Origin of the sequence: Blautia sp. AM47-4 (assembly GCF_003479865.1) — a bacterium.
Lineage (GTDB): Bacteria > Bacillota > Clostridia > Lachnospirales > Lachnospiraceae > Fusicatenibacter > Fusicatenibacter saccharivorans.
Map to the genome: position 1 here is coordinate 42139 of NZ_QUHY01000008.1, position 13992 is coordinate 56130.

The 13992-nt window shown below is 50.1% G+C and carries 11 protein-coding genes and 2 pseudogenes; 3 read left to right on the forward strand and 10 right to left on the reverse strand.

What is annotated here, in order from left to right:
- Positions 1-78: 78 nt before the first annotated feature.
- The 10 genes from DW965_RS07360 to DW965_RS07400 all read right to left on the reverse strand — a co-directional run bounded on the left by DW965_RS07360 (position 79) and on the right by DW965_RS07400 (position 9099).
- Positions 79-1299, reverse strand: a complete 1221-nt coding sequence (locus DW965_RS07360; RefSeq protein WP_119198191.1) for an ATP-binding protein — start codon at positions 1297-1299, stop codon at positions 79-81.
- Positions 1296-1766 (reverse strand): hypothetical protein, encoded by a 471-nt coding sequence (locus DW965_RS19850; RefSeq protein WP_242998416.1) that lies wholly within the window; start codon positions 1764-1766, stop codon positions 1296-1298. The genes DW965_RS07360 and DW965_RS19850 overlap by 4 nt, the downstream gene beginning before the upstream one ends.
- Complete coding sequence (locus DW965_RS19855; RefSeq protein ID WP_242998414.1) at positions 1763-2242, reverse strand: glycosyltransferase family 2 protein; 480 nt, start codon at positions 2240-2242, stop codon at positions 1763-1765. Before DW965_RS19855 ends, DW965_RS19850 begins: the two co-directional genes overlap by 4 nt.
- Entirely contained in the window at positions 2239-3213 is a 975-nt protein-coding gene (locus tag DW965_RS07370) for a 1-aminocyclopropane-1-carboxylate deaminase/D-cysteine desulfhydrase (protein ID WP_118750285.1), read from the reverse strand. The genes DW965_RS19855 and DW965_RS07370 overlap by 4 nt, the downstream gene beginning before the upstream one ends.
- A 196-nt stretch (positions 3214-3409) precedes the next feature.
- Positions 3410-4690 carry a M20/M25/M40 family metallo-hydrolase gene (locus tag DW965_RS07375; protein WP_243036491.1) on the reverse strand — a complete coding sequence of 427 codons (1281 nt, stop codon included), beginning with the start codon at positions 4688-4690 and terminating at the stop codon, positions 3410-3412.
- Positions 4691-4725: 35 nt separating this feature from the next.
- Complete coding sequence (locus tag DW965_RS07380; RefSeq protein ID WP_022462084.1) at positions 4726-5484, reverse strand: amino acid ABC transporter ATP-binding protein; 759 nt, start codon at positions 5482-5484, stop codon at positions 4726-4728.
- A complete protein-coding gene (locus DW965_RS07385) occupies positions 5471-6223 on the reverse strand; it encodes an amino acid ABC transporter permease (protein WP_022462083.1) in 753 nt (250 codons plus the stop codon). Before DW965_RS07385 ends, DW965_RS07380 begins: the two co-directional genes overlap by 14 nt.
- 15 nt (positions 6224-6238) lie before the next feature.
- Positions 6239-6739: a GNAT family N-acetyltransferase gene (locus DW965_RS07390; RefSeq protein WP_118697464.1), complete on the reverse strand. Its 501-nt coding sequence runs from the start codon at positions 6737-6739 to the stop codon at positions 6239-6241.
- Positions 6740-6834: 95 nt separating this feature from the next.
- A complete protein-coding gene (locus tag DW965_RS07395; RefSeq protein WP_055264864.1) occupies positions 6835-7758 on the reverse strand; it encodes a transporter substrate-binding domain-containing protein in 924 nt (307 codons plus the stop codon).
- Between the two features lie 102 nt (positions 7759-7860).
- Entirely contained in the window at positions 7861-9099 is a 1239-nt protein-coding gene (locus tag DW965_RS07400) for a glutathione S-transferase C-terminal domain-containing protein (protein WP_117761082.1), read from the reverse strand.
- Positions 9100-9849: 750 nt separating this feature from the next.
- Here DW965_RS07400 and uxuA point away from each other — a divergent pair.
- From uxuA to uxaC, 3 genes and pseudogenes are all read left to right on the forward strand, one after another.
- Positions 9850-10926: a mannonate dehydratase gene (gene uxuA, locus DW965_RS07410; protein ID WP_119198192.1), complete on the forward strand. Its 1077-nt coding sequence runs from the start codon at positions 9850-9852 to the stop codon at positions 10924-10926.
- Between the two features lie 15 nt (positions 10927-10941).
- A pseudogene (locus DW965_RS22075) lies at positions 10942-12575 on the forward strand (mannitol dehydrogenase family protein).
- A gap of 17 nt (positions 12576-12592) precedes the next feature.
- Positions 12593-13986: pseudogene (uxaC, locus tag DW965_RS07420) on the forward strand (glucuronate isomerase).
- Positions 13987-13992 lie beyond the last annotated feature (6 nt).

The window sequence follows — 13992 nt, forward strand, 5'->3', positions numbered from 1 at the left end:
GATATTGATATGCCTGGCAACGCAAAACCCGGAATCCTTTCGCTCCTCTTCTGAGGTCTTGAAAAGATTCCGGGTTTTTTATTTTGCTGTTTTCTCTTCCCAGATTGTCTCCAGATTTTTTCCATCAATCCAGATACAGCGGTACACCCGCTTCATCTGCTCATCCAGTTTCGCTTCCCGGTCCGTCTTTACAATCACATGGCCGATCCGGTCAGTTCCATCTGCCATGGCAGAAACTTCATGCCCCTCCGGATAATCCAGGACAAGCTCCAGCCCTTCCTGACGCAGACGTTCGACCTGATCCCGGTCGATTTGTGTGATGGTTCCGCTTACCGGACTCAGCAGCAGTTTTGCCATGCACGGGCAGCTTTCCGTCTGCTGAAAATCCGTTTCTTCCCCGAGGGCGCTTTTGATCATCTGCTCATAAAAATCAAATCCGTAATACGTTGAAATCAGTTCCGGAATGCAGGTTGCCCCGGTTCTTCCGCCCATTTCAATGATCCAGACCTTCTCTCCGTCCACAAAGACATCCGCATTGACGGAGCACTGATCGGCACCGGATGCGGTGACGGCCAGCTGCATCTGGCGGGCAATTTCTTCCCGCAGTGCCCCGCTGCATCCATACGGAAATGCGTGGCCGACCGGAACGGTCGTGTGTGCACCGCGGTATACAAATTTCGTGTGCGGTGCCAGAAAGACCAGTTTGTGGTTCTGCACAAATCCATCCACGCCGATCTCCGTTCCGCGGAGGAATTTTTCAACCAGCACATAATCTCTTGCCGAACCGTTTCTCGCATTTTCATACGCTTCTTCGATCTGTCCGGAATGCACCACCACGGTAATTCCGCGGCTTCCTGAACTGTCCACCCGTTTTACGACAACCGGGTATCCAAGCTGTTCTGCGGTTTTTTGTGCCTCCTCTGCGCTTCTTACCCGCATCCCGTCTGCCGCGGAAACGCCGCCCTGCCGGAATGCGTCTTTCATCTTTGCCTTATCGGTCAGAATTTCCGCCGCCTCATACGGAATGCCGGACAGATGCATCTTTTCACAGACATAGCCGATTGTGCTGACGGCCACATCGGTTCCCGATGTACAGATTCCGTCGATCTGTTCTTTTTCCGCCGCCGCAAGAATCGCTTCTTTATCCCGCGTATTCAGTTCATAAATTTTATCTGCAAGTGCAAACCCCGGATAATCGCCGGGAATACTCACTACGATCGTGTAAAGACCCATTCTGCGTGCAGTCCGTATCAGCGGCACCTGGTAAGTACTGGCACCTAAAATCATGATTTTTTTCACTTTTTTTCTTCCTCATCAGATACGTTAATGGTTTCCCGCACAATATACTGCGGCGTGCGGTTCAGAATCAGAATCATTTTTCCGAGATACTCTCCGATAATGCCGAGCACCATCAAAATCAGTCCGGAAAAAACAACAATCGTACAGATTGTGGAGGACCATCCAACCATCACATTCGGATCGATGAGCTTTCGGATTGCAATGATAATGGCTGCCAGAAAACCGCCCGCTGCGGAAATTCCACCGAGTACGGAAGACACCCGAAGGGGGATCACCGAATAGTTCCAGTAGGCGAGCCATAATTTGATCAGCTTCTTTAACGTATAGTTGGAGGTTCCCACCGCACGTTTGAAGTGCTCCACCTCCACATTCCCGATTTTGTGCGTTGTACGGTAAAAAATCCCATCAATATATGGATTAAAGCTGTCGTATTTGACCACTTCTTCCTTGATCTGACGGGTGATCATCCAGAAGTTGCTGGAAACAATATTTTTAGGGCGCCGAGAAGAATCCGTGATGAGACTTCGTTTAATTTACTTGTGATATTTTTCAGGAAGGAATTTTTTCGTTTCGGATAATATCCGTAAACCAGATCATATCCTTCTTCCATTTTATGGATCAGTTTGCTGATCTGCGATGGATGTGTCTGCATATCATCATCCATACCAAGAATAAAATCTCCCTCCGTGTAGTGGAGTGCGGCCATCAGCGCATTATGCTGGCCAAAATTGCGCAGCAGATTGATTCCTTTGACATTTTTATACTGTTCTCCCAGCTTTTTGATCTCTCCATACGTATCATCTTTTGGAGATCCATCGTTTACCAGGACAAATTCACAGTCATATCCGTCCATTTTTTTGAATTCTTCCATCACCATCTCTACAACCTTCCGAATCGTTGCTTCGGAATTGTAGCATGGGATGACAATTGAAATCCGTTTCATTTTATTCCTCCATCGGTATCGTTCAGAATGCAGTCATAGAACAGCGGCGTTCCTCCTGTGTGAATAAAAAGCACATCACAGTTTTGCAGGTCATGTTCCTCGATATACTGCTTCATTCCCCAGAATGCTTTTCCGGTATAGGTTGGATCCAGCGGAAGTCCGTTCCGGCAGAACTCTTCCCGGATCACCTGCGGAATACGCTCATCGTACTGACCGTATCCACCCTGGCGGTATCCCATTTCCAGGTGCAGTTCCTGCTCCCATCCTTCCGGCAGCAAAAGATGCTTCTTCTGAAAATAGTCCGAAATCCCGCTCTCCATAATACGGATCGCGCGGTCGTACTCACGGGATGAAATAGAAAGACCGATAATCTGCTCGCTTCCCTGTTCGATCAGTTTTCCGCTCACCAGACCACTCTGCGTGGAGCCGGTCCCGGATGCTGCAAAGATATGAGAAAAGGAAACGTTCTGTTCTCTCTCCCACTCCAAAATCTCACGGTAGCCATCCACATAAGCCTGCACCGGTGTTCCTTCATTTCCGTTTCCGAATTTGTCGCCGAAAATATAATACGGCTGATATCCCTGCTCCGTCAGACGTTGCATGGTCTTTTCGACCGTCTGCGCAATCTCTGTTTTTCTGCACGGAATGACTTCGGCTCCGAGCCATTTCATCAGACGGCTGTTGTTGGTTTCGATCGGGTGTTCTTCGTTTTCTTCAGAAGAACAGATCATATAGCATGGAATTTTCTCGGCACAGCACAGATTGGCCAGCACGCGGCAGAGGTTGGATCTGCTGTTTCCGTAGATGATCATGCAGTCTTTGTTTTTCTCCTGCATATCCTGGAAAAAAGCACGTCCGATGCGGACTTTGTTTCCGCCTAAGGAAAACGGAAGAAGATCCTCCCGCTTGCAGTACAGGCGGACGCCTCTGTCGTTTGGAAATTCCAGTTTCTGAATTGGTGTCTGTATCATTGTTTCTCCTCTTTTATTCTTGTTTCAACTCACAGTCGGTATTTTCACGGAGTCTGACATGCCGAAAATAGTTCGACTGTGACTTGCCTCATGTCAGTGGAGGATACCGATTTTTCTCCGCCCGCCACTGCCGTTATGTTTCTTTTAACAATTCATCCCACCGCTTTAGAAGCAGGGGACTTCTTGTCTACTGGTGTTAAAATCCGGCATGCACCGGAAGCTTTTCCCTATTATAGACTATTTTTCTCTGCGTGGCAAGCCGTGCCGGAAACAGGAAAAGCCCGCCGGTTTTTGTTTTCACATCTGCCGGCGGGCTTTGGGGATTTTTTACGTATTCTGTTTTTTCGTCCGGGACCTGTTCAGGCTTCCTGCGGTGCGGCAAGATTGGCCACAATCCGCGCCACCTGGCTATCTCCGGGATTTTTGTGTACTCGGCGCAGCTGTGTACCTGATTCATCGAGGTTGCGATGACAAGCCCTTCGATGCCGTGCTGTGCAAAGACGTTGTTGTCGCTGCCGCCGAAAGTTTTTTCGAATGCAGCGGTCAGGCCTTCTTCTGCAACGGCGCTCTCGTAATGCCTTGCGGCATCGCTTGTCAGCGGCGTCTCATACGCATGGATATTCAGTTTTTCTTCCCAGACCAGCTTCGCACCAATCTTCCCTGCTTCCTGCTGGAAGATTCTGTGATATGTTTCCAGAAGCTCCATGGCCGTCTCGTGGTTCAGGCTTCGAATTTCGCCTTCGATCACGCAGCTTTCCGAAACGATGTTGGTACCGGAGCCGCCGCCGATTTTTCCGATGTTGGCAGTGGTGCTTTCATCCACGTGGCCCTGCGGAAGCTGTGCGATTGCGCGGGCGGCCGCCTGGATGCTGTTGATGCCGTCCTCCGGGTGGAAACCGGCGTGGGCGGCTTTTCCCTGGATTTTCGCCGCGAAGGAAACGAGTGTTGGTGCCGCGTAGGCGGCTGCACCGATCGCGCCGCTTAAATCCAGAACGTATGCTTCTTTTGCCTGCACCTGGCTGTAGTCGAAGGCATTTGCGCCTTTGCAGTACAGCTCCTCACCAGTCGAGATCAGAATTTCGATCGGGCGGTGCGGTGTTTTGGTCTTGATGAGGTGGCGGACAGCTTCATAGATGGCTGTCACACCGGCGAGGTCGTCGGCGCCAAGAACTGTCGTGCCGTCGCTCGTTACGGTTCCATCCTCATGGGAGACGGCTTTTTTGCCTTTTGCAGGCTCAACAGTGTCCATGTGGGCCGCAAAGAGAACCGGGGCTCCTGCAAGGCTGCCCGGAATGCGCGCGGACAGATTGCCCGCATTGGAGCCGGTCTGCTCCTGCGTATGATCTTCTGTAAGCGTAACCCCGATTTCGGCGAATTTTATTTTTAAGGTGTCCGCCATCTCGCGCTCCTCTAAGGACGGCGAATCGATAGATACCAGCTCCGCAAAAAAATCAGCAATTCTTTTCTCATCTATCATAATCTTTTCTCCTACTCTTTGGCTGTGTCCGCAATTTAAATAACATACTCAGGCTGCGCCATAATATGCATCTTGCTGAAGAACTCCCGTGTTCTCTGATTCTGCGGATGCTCGAATACTTCTTTCGGTGTTCCGTCTTCTACTACGTGTCCTTTATCAAGGAAGATCACACGGTTCGACACATGGCGGATAAAGTTCATCTCATGGGAAACCAGAAGCATTGTATATCCCTGTGCCGCAACTTTTTTAATAACATCCAGAACCTCTCCAACCAGCTCCGGGTCAAGGGCTGAAGTCGGCTCGTCGAGCAGCAGAATCTGCGGTTTCATGGCGAGGGCTCTTGCGAGCGCCACCCTCTGCTGCTGTCCTCCGGACATATGTTTCGGATAGTGGTTTGCCCATTTCTCCATGCCGACCAGTTTCAGTTCTTCTAATGCAATGGCTCTGGCCTCGTCTTTTTTCATCTTCTTGACAACAATCAGGCCTTCCATCACATTTTCCAGTGCGGTTTTCTTCTCAAACAGATTGAACCGCTGGAACACCATTCCTGTGTTCTGTCTTAAATACAGAAGCTCTTTCGGTTTCCGCTCGGAAAGGCCGATCACCTTGTCCCCGATCGTCACCGTTCCCTTCTCCGGTGTCTCAAGGCGGTTGACGCAGCGCAGAAGCGTTGATTTTCCGGTTCCGGAAGGACCGATGATTCCCACAACATCGCCCTGTTTGATCTCGAGGCTGATGTCGTCGAGCACCACGTTGTCGTTATATTTTTTTGATAAATGATCAATTTTTATCATTTTTCTTACCCTCCCCGTTTGCGGACGCCAGCTCTACCTGGTCCGGAATCCGGATTTTATTTTCAATTACGCGGATAATCTGCTCGATCACCAGCGTTACCAGCCAGTAAATGATGGCCAGTGAAACGTAAACTTCAAAGTAGCGATACGTTCTTCCTCCAATAATCTGGCCCTGTGCGGTAATCTCGACAACGGCGCAGGTAAAGGCAAGAGACGTTCCTTTGATGATACTGATAAAAGAGTTTCCAAGGGTCGGAAGCGCAACCTCAAAGGCCTCCGGCAGAATGATGCGGCGCAGTGTCTGCGGATACGTCATGCCGAGTGCATGTGCTGCTTCGATCTGGCCCGGGTCAACGGACTGCAGGGCTGAACGGATAATCTCAGCCATAAAGCCCGACTGGTTCAGTCCCAGAGCGATCATCGCATAGACGAAACCGGAAATATTGGCAACCGCCAGATTCGTTCCGAACTGCTGGTTGATTGCCTTGAACATCATGGGAATACCAAAGAACGCAACGTACAGCTGTACGATGACCGGCGTGCCGCGGAGCAGTGAAATCAGAAGATTCGTAATCTGCGTCAGCACTCTGATTTTTTTCATTTTGATGATCGCCATCACAAGTCCCAGTCCCAGTCCGATCAGCATAGAAACCACGGCCAGTTCCAGCGTGATCGGCAGCTTTGTCAGCAATTCTGGTATGGATGAAAATACCAGTGAAACGTCAAATAATTTTCCCATGATTTTTGTCCTCTCTTACACGTATTTTTCTACCAGTACACAGGTAAAGCCAAGATTTTTCTTCGGCTTTTTCGGCTCTTCGTCTTTCTTCAGTGCATGGTGGTCGTATACCGACAGGTCAGCGTCCGGATTCAGTTTGTAGCCTAATTTCTCATAAAAGCCTGCGGCGCGGTCCTGGCTCGTGATGACGATGTGATCGACACCGTATTCTTTCAGCCATTTCTCAGCGGCTTCGACCAGTACGCGGCCGTATCCGCTTTTCTGTTTTTCTCTGACAACACAGACACGCTCGATTTTTCCTGTCTTTTCCGCCGGAAATGCGATGCGGCAGCCGGCTACCGGCTTGTGATCTTCTGTCACCAGAATCGCCTGCAGATCATCTTTGCTCTCGTCCTGTCCGAATTCCAGTTCAATCGGAATGTTCTGTCCGCAGCAGAACGCATCGGTTCTGACGTAATCATATGCTTTGTATTTCCACTCTTCGCTTCCCTTTTCTACCCGGTAAATTTCTGCCATGTTTTTCGCTCCTTTTAGAATCGGGAAACGGATGTTCTCGATCCGCTTCCCGTCTGTTTTGTAATCTCTTCTGTTTTTATTTCGAAAACGATATTCTAGTTTGGTGTCTCATCAAAGTATTTCTCGTCCGGGCTGGTGTCCACGCCGAGATACTCGGTTGTGATCTTGGAAAGAGTTCCGTCTTCTTTCATCTCTTTTAAGGCTTTGTCAACATCCTCGCGGAGTGCTGCGCCCTCTTCGTTCTTTCCAAACAGGAAGTAGGTATTGTTCTGCGGGAACAGGAAATCTTCGGTCTCCTCGTCGATCTCGTTTGCTTCCAGCTGACCTTCCAGTCCGAACTGCGGAAGCAGGTTGTCGATGATCGGTCCGTCGTCGATTGCCACATCAGCGGTTCCATCTACGATATGCTGGTAGCGGACCTGGAAGTTTGCATTGGAATATACGATATTGATCTGGTGATCCGGGTTGTCTGTATTCCATTTTTCCAGTGCATTTGCGGTAAGGCTTCCTGCACTCAGCTCAATTTTGTATCCGCGGTCTGCCAGATCGGTAAGAGAAGTCAGCGGCTCATCGCCGGTTCTCTGAATGTATTCGTTGAAGCTGGTTTTATATGGTAAAGAGAAGTAGTAGGATTCTGCTCTCTCATCGGTATATCCATAGTTGTTGACTGCGATGTCGTACTGACCGCTCAGCACACCCTGCAGTGCATCTGCCTGCTCAATTTTCAGTTCATACTGCGGAAGGCGGTTGAACACTTCTTTTACGATATCGATATCGACACCGGTCAGCTCGTTGTCATCATTTACGTAAAAGTACGGTGCCAGTGTGCCGCTTGTTACAGCTTTGATCACTTTTTTCTCACCGGAATCCGATGCGGAGCTGCCTTCTGCGGAAGATGATGCTGCGGAACCGCTGCTGCTTCCTGCATTTGCTGATGCATTGCTTCCGCATCCTGCAAAGCTTGCTGCCAAAAGGCCCGCCGCTGCCAATACTGCCCAGAATTTCTTTGTCTTTTTCATAATAAAATCCTCCTCATTTTCTCGTTCTTTTCAGTTCCGGCCGCACCCCGGCTGCCTGAGAGTGTTCCACCAGAGCGCTCCGGATTCTTCTGTCTTATCTCTTTATAAAAGTCCTTTCAGCGGATTAATCGATGCATCCACGGAAAGTACGCCGTTCTTCGGGTTTCTGTCTTCCCATTTCGGGCTGTTCCAGATGGTTTTTGAGATTTCTCCTGCGTAATCCTCGTAGGTCTCTCCCTCCGGATGGCGAAGGAATACTTCATCCGGTGTTTTGCTGAGTGTTCTTCTCGATCCATCGTCTGCCATCAGCTTCTCGAAATCTACTTTTGCAAGGATTCGTTCGTTGTATCCGCGGAAGAGAACCTCGCCTAATTTCTTTCCAGGTCTCGAAAGTGCCAACACCTGCGGATCGCTTCCGTGACGGAAGGCCGGGATCGCATACAGCTCTTTTAAGTAGCCCCAGATATTTTTGTAATCACGAATCGGTTTCTTCACCGGTCCTACGTTGTGGAAGTAGCTGACATCCCAACGGATCAGAGTGACGTAAGCGCGGACATCGCTGTCGGTGATGTAGTCGCCGAACAGGAAACGGTTCGTCTCCAGCCGTTTGTCCAGCTTATCGAGGGATTCATAGAAATCTTCGTATGCCTCATCGTATGCTTCCGGTGACTGGCAGAATGCCATGCGGTAATGGCCGTTGTTGATATGCGGGAAGAGCCAGTCGTTAAACTCATCGATCTCTTTCCGGAATTTTTTCGGGTACAGGTCCGGCGCATCTTTTGGCTGGAATGGACGGAACTGCACTTCGAGATAGTTCGTAAGGCGGTGATAATCGTTGTTCACAGCCTTTTTCTCTTTGACATCCACCAGAGTCGGTGTCGTTGCTCTTCCTTTGAAGTCCGGGTTTGCTCTTTTATAGAACTCACTTAAGAAGTAAGCGCCTGTCGCCGGATCCTTGAAATCCGGATACTGTCCGAATGCATGTCCGTAACGGTTTGTCTCGCCGGATGGAGAAACTCTCGTCTCCGAGATCACATCCTGCAGTCCTAAAAGCTCCCGCACGATGATCGGACGGTTGGACCAGTTGCATCCGGTTGCCCAGTAGATCCCGAAGCGGTTTGCTTCTGCTTTCAGGCCGCCTTCTTTATCGCCGAATGGCTGGATAAATGCATTTGGCTGACGGATGAAAGCGCCGCGCTCATCGATCTCTACAAGGGTTTCATTTGGTCTTGGGTCTACTCCGACTTCTGCTGCAAACTGTTCTGCCAGTGCATCTGTGTATTTGATTTCTTCGGTTTCTTTATTTTCAACTGGGGTGAAGCTGCATCCGCATCCGCTCATGTTTTTGTCCTCCATTTTCTATGTCTATTTATTATCTATTATTATGTTGTTCATTCACATTTCTTTTTAAAAAGGTTAAAAAAATAGCAGGCATTCGTTCCGGCCTGCCCGCACATGCAATTTCTGCTATGCTTTTTCTGCCTGCGAATGTTTCTTATTTTTCTTTATTCTGATTGGAGCTGCAGCAACAGCAACAACACATCTCCATCATTCTGTTCTCCTGCATTCGTCTGTTGTCTGTTTTTTTCATTTGCTGTTCTCCTTTCCTACTAAGTCGATATGTTTAATGTGTTTCTCGATTACATGGCATATTATAATGCATATTTTTTCTATGTGCAACCCCTAAAACGCCTTTTGGTAATTGTTATTTCGATGAATCGCTTATAGGTTTTTCCTATTGGTTAGTCATACCAGAAAGATATTATTTATCACACCTGTAGGCTGATTTTGCTTTTTCCCGGCCAACCGCCGCAACTTTTGCAATGTGCTCAACAATTCTTGCCATGGCTTTTTTCTTAAGAAACGATACAATAAAAAGCAAAGAACACCACTTGCAAAATACAATGTACTCTCGGAATCTTTCTGTGCTTGTTTTTGTGAGATGATTTTTTGTCAGTTGTGCCCAAATTTCTGAGGCGTACGCGGTGCGTACGTTGATGAAATTCGGGTGCAGCTGGCGGAAAATCAGCCACAAAGGCAAGTGCAGAAAGATTCCGAGAGTACATTACAAAATAAAGGAGAGTTTTTCTTATGGAAATGACATTTCGCTGGTATGGTTCCAAATTTGATACTGTTACCTTAGAGCAGATCCGCCAGATTCCGGGCGTAACCGGAGTCATCACAACCCTGTACGACACTACCCCGGGCGAGGTGTGGACACGCGAAGCGATTCACGCGTTAAAAGAAGAGGTTGAGGCCTCTGGACTTCACATCTCCGGCATCGAGAGCGTCAACATCCACGACGCCATCAAAATCGGCAGCCCGGACCGTGAGCAGTACATCGATAATTATATTGAAACGTTAAAGCACCTCGGCGAGGAAGACATTCACCTTGTCTGCTATAACTTCATGCCGGTCTTCGACTGGACCAGAACAGAACTCGCACGCGTCCGTCCGGACGGCTCGACCGTACTTGCCTACAAACAGTCCGCCGTAGACGCACTTGTTCCGGAAAAAATGTTTGAATCTATCGCAGGTGATGCAAACGGCGCAATTCTTCCTGGCTGGGAGCCGGAGCGCATGGCAAAAGTGAAAGAGCTCTTTGACGCTTACCGCGATGTGGATGATGAGAAACTGTTTGCCAACCTCAAATACTTCCTCGAACGCATCATGCCGGTCTGCAACGAGTACGACATTAGAATGGCCATTCACCCGGACGACCCGGCATGGAGTGTCTTCGGTCTTCCGAGAATCATCATTAATAAAGAAAACATTCTGCGCATGATGAAGATGGTCGATGACCCGCACAACGGCATGACCTTCTGCTCGGGCTCCTACGGAACGAATCTGGAGAACGATCTGCCGGATATGATCCGTTCCTTAAAGGGCCGCATCCACTTCGCTCACGTCCGCAATCTGAAATTCCACAGCCAGCAGGATTTCGAGGAGGCCGCACACCTTTCCTCTGACGGCAGCTTCGATATGTATGAGATCATGAAAGCGCTGTACGACATCGGCTTTGACGGCCCGATCCGCCCGGACCACGGACGTATGATCTGGGGCGAGAAGGCAATGCCGGGCTATGGACTGTATGACCGCGCACTCGGCGCGACTTATTTAAACGGACTCTGGGAAGCTATTGACAAGAGTCACAAACGTGGAATTTAAAGGAGGTTTTTACTGATGTCTCTTAACTTAACAGCTGCCGGACTGGCAGATCAAAAAGCGTGGGAAGCCGCAGGCTATGCGCTTCCATCCTATGACCGCGAAGCAATGATCACCCGCACGAAAGAATCTCCGTGCTGGGTGCATTTCGGAGCCGGAAATATTTTCCGTGCCTTCCAGGCAAATACAGCACAGGAACTGCTGAACAACGGTACCTTTGACCGCGGTGTCATCGTTGCGGAGGGCTTCGATACAGAAATCATCCGTGATATGTACCAGCCACACGATAATTTAAGCATTCTGGTGACCTTAAAAGCCGATGGTTCTGTCGAGAAAACCGTTGTTGGAAGCATCGCAGAATCGCTGGCTGCCGATACGGCGGATTCTCCGGATTTTGCCCGGTTAAAAGAAATCTTTACCAAGGATTCCCTGCAGATGGCGACGTTTACGATCACCGAAAAGGGATATTCTCTGAAAAACGGTGCGGGCGAACTGCTGCCGTCTGTTGCTGCCGATTTTGCTGCCGGACCTTCTTCCGTTACCAGCTATATGGGAAAAGTTGCTTCTCTTTTATATGAAAGATTTCTTGCAGGCGAAAAACCGTTTGCGATGGTCAGCACCGACAACTGCTCCCACAATGGCGAAAAACTTTCCCTTGCCCTGACAGCTACGCTTCGGCATGGGAAGAAAACAAGCTGGTACAGCCAGGCTTCCTCTCCTATCTGCAGAACCCGGAAAAAGTCAGCTTCCCGTGGACCATGATCGACAAGATCACCCCGCGGCCGGATGGTTCCATCGAAAAGATCCTCGAGGAGAACGGCCTCGCCGATGCACAGCCGATCGTCACCTCCCGCCACACCTACGTTGCTCCGTTCGTCAATGCAGAGGAATGCCAGTACCTCGTAGTCGAAGATCATTTCCCGAACGGACGGCCGCCGATGGAAAAGAGCGGATGGATCTTTACCGACCGGGAAACTGTCAACAAAACAGAGCGCATGAAGGTCTGCACCTGCCTGAACCCGCTGCACACCGCACTCGCTGTGTTCGGCTGCCTGCTGGACTACGAACTGATCAGTGAGGAGATGAAAAATCCGGTACTGAAAAAGCTCGTGGAGCGCATCGGATATATCGAAGGACTTCCGGTTGTCACCGATCCTGGTATTCTCTCTCCGAAGCAGTTTATCGATGAAGTGCTGAACATCCGCATCCCGAATCCGTTTATGCCGGATACGCCGCAGCGAATTGCAACCGATACGTCACAGAAGCTGTCGATCCGGTTCGGTGAGACGATCAAATCGTATCTTGCTTCTCCGGAGCTGTCACTCTCGGATCTCCAGGCAATTCCGGCTGTATTTGCGGGATGGCTGCGGTATCTGATGGGCGTGGATGACAACGGCGATGCATTTGAGCTGAGCCCGGATCCGCTGCTTGCCACGGTCCGCCCGTATGTGCAGGATCTGAAACTCAGCGCACCGGCTGACCGTAAGGCGCTTTCCAAAACGCTGGCTCCGCTGCTCTCCGATGCTTCGATTTTCGGTGTGGATCTGATTTCTGCCGGACTTTCTGACCGTGTACTGGATGCTTTTGTCTCGATGCTTCATGGACCTGGCGCTGTGGCAGATACGCTTGCTGCTCTGACCGCTCAATTCTAAAGGGGAGGTATTTCCATATGAAACCTTTTATGGACGCTGACTTTCTGCTGCAGACCGATACGGCGAAAACACTGTACCACGAGGCGGCTGAAAAATGCCCATTTTTGACTATCACAACCATCTGAATCCACAGGAGATTCTCGAAGACCGCCAGATGGAGAATCTGACACGCGTCTGGCTCGGCGGGGATCATTATAAATGGCGTGCCATGCGTGCGATGGGCTTTTCGGAGGATCTGATCACTGGAAACGCCGATGATTACGACAAATATCTGGCGTTTGCCGAGACGATTGAGAACGCGATCGGCAATCCTTTATACCACTGGACACATCTGGAGCTGCAGCGGTACTTCGGCATCACGACACCGCTCTCCCGCGCAACAGCGAAGGAGATCTGGGATGAGGCGAATGCAAAACTGCAGACGAAGGAGTTTACCGTGCGCAATCTGATTCTGAACCAGCATGTGTCGCATCTGTGCACCACCGACGATCCTGCAGATGATCTGCACTGCCATCTGGCATTACAAAAGGAATACTTTGCCTGCCGCGTTCTGCCGTCCTTCCGCCCGGACCGCGCCGTTCATCTCGAAAAGCCGGATTTCCCGGAATACGTGGAAAAGCTTGCCGCTGCCGCCGGCAGGACGATTGCATCCGCAGAGGATATGGTGCATGCCCTCTCCTGCCGCCTCGACTTCTTCCTCTCCGCCGGCTGCGTTGTCAGCGACCACAGCCTTGAGGACTGCTTCTATGTGCCATGCACGGCTGCTGAGGCGAATGATGTATTTGAAAATCGCATGAACGGCGGTGCTCTCACTGAAAAAGAGCTCGGCATGTACAAGGGCTTCCTTCTGACGAACCTCGGACGGCTGTATCATAAGCACAATATCGCCATGCAGCTTCATATCAAAGCACTCCGTAACAACTCGAAGCGGATGTTCCGTGCGCTCGGTGCCGATACCGGCTTTGACAGCATGAACGATTTCGCCTTTGCCCCGATGCTCGGCGCTTTCTTAAACGATATGGACGAGGACGACGCACTGCCGAAAACTGTGCTCTACTCTCTGAACCCGAGCGACAACCCGATGCTTGCAAGCATGGCTGGAAACTTTGCTGCGCCTGGCATCCGCTCGAAAGTGCAGTTCGGTACCGCATGGTGGTTCAACGATCACAAATACGGCATGGAATCCCAGCTTGCGACGCTTTCCAGCATCGGCATGCTCTCCACCTTCATCGGCATGCTGACCGACTCCCGCAGCTTCCTCTCCTTCCCGCGCCACGAATATTTCCGCCGGATTCTCTGCAATCAAATCGGAAACTGGGTGGAAAACGGGGAGTACCCGGCGAACCTGGAGTTTCTGAAAGAGATGGTGGAAAATATCAGCTACAACAATGCGGTTTCGTATTTCCTGTGATTTTCG